The 1,923-nt window shown below is 41.3% G+C and carries 1 protein-coding gene and 1 pseudogene; both read left to right on the plus strand.

The genetic code is table 11. From position 1 onward, the window contains the following. Positions 1-66 precede the first annotated feature (66 nt). Positions 67-1,209 carry an IS4 family transposase gene (locus ACLFKQ_RS29115; RefSeq protein ID WP_448998311.1) on the plus strand — a complete coding sequence of 381 codons (1,143 nt, stop codon included), beginning with the start codon at positions 67-69 and terminating at the stop codon, positions 1,207-1,209. A gap of 8 nt (positions 1,210-1,217) precedes the next feature. Continuing rightward, positions 1,218-1,826: pseudogene (locus tag ACLFKQ_RS29120) on the plus strand (Tn3 family transposase); the annotation flags it as partial. Positions 1,827-1,923 lie beyond the last annotated feature (97 nt).

A 1,923-nucleotide genomic window follows, 5' to 3' on the forward strand; every position in this document is an offset into this window, starting at 1 on the left:
GAACAGAGACAACCTATGGTAAAAAAGATTCGGTCAGTTATTGAGAATCCGACCGAACCCTAAAAAATGTTAAACCAATTGTACCGCAATCATCTTTCACGTTATCTGAGTGATGACCAACTAATTACTTTGGAAGTGCTGGTATACCTTATCCAGACCTACAAACAAGTAAAGATAGAAAGACTAGCTGCATACTTCCCTTTACCAATTAAATATGAGAGCCGTCGTCGCCGAATCCAAAGGTTTTTGAAGTCCTCAGCTTTATCAGTTTCGTTAGTCTGGTTTCCCATAGTCAAAGAAGTAGTTCAAAAGAAATTCTTGCCAGACCAGACAATTTATCTAGTCTTAGATAGAACTCAATGGCAAGATAAAAATCTGTTCATGGTTGGAGTAGTGATGGCGAAAAGAGCTTTGCCTATATACTGGCAGTTTCTAGAGAAGAAAGGAGCCAGTAACTTCGCTCAACAAAAAGCCATATTACGTCCAGTATTGAAGCTGTTTAAACAACACCAAATCGTTATTTTAGGAGACAGAGAATTCCAGAGTGTTGAACTAGCTAAGTGGCTGACCCAGCAGCAGGTCTACTTTGTGCTTCGACAGAGAAAGAGTACGAAGATAATGGTAACTCAATTAGGTTTTACTCCCTTAAAAGACCTAGACGTTAATCCAGGAGACCAACGGTTTTATCAAGAAACTAAAGTCACTCAACTGCATCAAGTTTCGGGGATTTATTTAGGGGTCTATTGGCGACGTATTTACCGAGGCATGGGGGCAAAGGAACCCTGGTATCTGCTGACAAATTTACCCAATTTACCTGAAGCTGTCAAAGCCTATAAAAAGCGCGTAGGGATTGAGGCGATGTTTAAAGATTGCAAGTCAGGTGGCTACAATCTCGAGGGGTCGCAAGCTCAGATTGAACGCCTTACTCGTCTAGTTTTGCTCATCGCCATTGCTTACACTCACTCGGTGTTCAAAGGACATACTCTTAGCCTTCGAGGTCAGTCTAAATACATCGGTCGCCATCGAAAAATTAAACAATCTTTGACTCGCAACAGCTACTTTTGGCTTGGTTTATATGGTAGTAGCTGGCTGGTTTCATTTACCTTGATGAAGGAATGGATAAACAAATTGATGTGGCTCAATCTCAATAAGCTGCCTTTTTACCAGAGGGGTCTACGAGCTATGTTTATTATCCAGCAATCTTTCTAGCTCCCTTGTCACCCCTTCAGTATTACGACCCAAATGAAAATGTCCCGACAGACGGTATTATCGGAGCTAGTCTATCGGAACTGATTTTAGAAACCAAAGATAACGGCAGCGTTAAAATTAACCGTATCAACTACGAATTGGCAGTGCTTCAAGCTCTACGAGATGGACTGCGGTGTAAAGAAATTTGGGTAGTGGGAGCAAATCGCTATCGTAACCCTGAAGAAGATTTACCTACTGACTTTGAGCAGCAAAAAGAAGCTTATTATCAGGCTCTCCAACAACCAGAAGATGTCGAAGCATTTATCAGTAATCTTCAACAGCAGATGGCAGATGGCTTAACTAGACTCGACCAGAGAATGCCCAAGAACGAGCCAGTCAAAATTCTCACAAAAAATAACGGCTGGATTAAATTATCTCCCTTTGTGGCTTCGCCCGAACCTCTGAATTTAAAACGCCTCAAGAAAGAAATCGAGCAGCGTTGGTCAATGACTAGCTTACTGGATATGCTGAAGGAAACCGATTTGCGGGTCAATTTTACTCAGCATTTCAAAAGCGTCTCCAGCAGAGAAAATCTTCATCCCAAAGTATTACAGAAACGCCTATTAATTGACCTCTATGTGTAACGGACTGAAATTATAATCACTTCGACCCGAAATTATCGGTGTTTTCAGCCCACATTAAATGAAACTATAATTTCGCTTCGACCCAGATTAT

Source organism: Myxosarcina sp. GI1(2024), from assembly GCF_053543375.1.

Bases quoted from the DNA above. Each gene is read 5' to 3' on its own strand.
- ACLFKQ_RS29115 (WP_448998311.1), top strand. From the start codon at position 67: ATGTTAAACCAATTGTACCGCAATCATCTTTCACGTTATCTGAGTGAT.